The following is a 576-nucleotide window of genomic DNA, read 5'->3' as shown; positions in this document are numbered from 1 at the left end:
CGCCCTGAGCGATCTCGACACCGACTTCGGTCTCTTCCACGCGGACGACCTTGCCCAGCATGCCGTTCGACAGCACGACATTGTCGCCGCGCTTGACCGCGGCGATGGCGGCGGCGTGACGCTTGGCGTTCTGCTGCTGCGGGCGGATCAGCATGAAGTAGAACAGCACGACCATCAGGATGATGGGCAGGATGCCCCCGAGTTGCTGCATCAGAGCGGGATTCATAACGACTCCAGAATTGTCGATGGCCGGATCCCTCAAATGGGCCCGCGCCAAGTCGGCGGAAGCTATGCGTTCACCTCCCCTTTTGCAATGACGGCGCGCTGAGGCTAGGACGCAACACATGACCGACGCCGCCCTCCCCCTGCTCGCCCGCATCGCCGACGCCTTGGAGCGCCTGGTCCCGCCCGCTCCAGCCGCCCCGGACTTCACGGACGGACGGCTGTTCCGGCACGATCCGAAAGGCGGCAGCTTCGTACCGGCCCCGGACTATCCGATGGCGCTGGACCTGCTGGTGGGGGTGGATCGGCAGAAGGACCGCTTCGTCGAGAATCTGCGCCGCTTCGCCGTCGGCC

General features: G+C 66.0%; 1 protein-coding gene and 1 pseudogene. One reads left to right on the top strand and one right to left on the bottom strand.

Going from position 1 to position 576, the window contains the following annotated elements; translation table 11 throughout:
- Positions 1 to 226, bottom strand: a 226-nt coding sequence (gene yajC / locus J7528_RS24030) for a preprotein translocase subunit YajC (RefSeq protein ID WP_291879888.1), incomplete at its 3' end; no start/stop codon positions are given.
- A gap of 118 nt (positions 227 to 344) precedes the next feature.
- Between yajC and J7528_RS24025 the strand changes: the two are divergent.
- Positions 345 to 576: pseudogene (locus J7528_RS24025) on the top strand (AAA family ATPase); the annotation flags it as partial.

It is taken from the genome of Caulobacter sp., from assembly GCF_017744445.1.
Lineage (GTDB): Bacteria > Pseudomonadota > Alphaproteobacteria > Caulobacterales > Caulobacteraceae > Caulobacter.
Note: the sequence above shows the minus strand (reverse complement) of the source record. Positions and strands in the feature narration are given on the sequence as shown.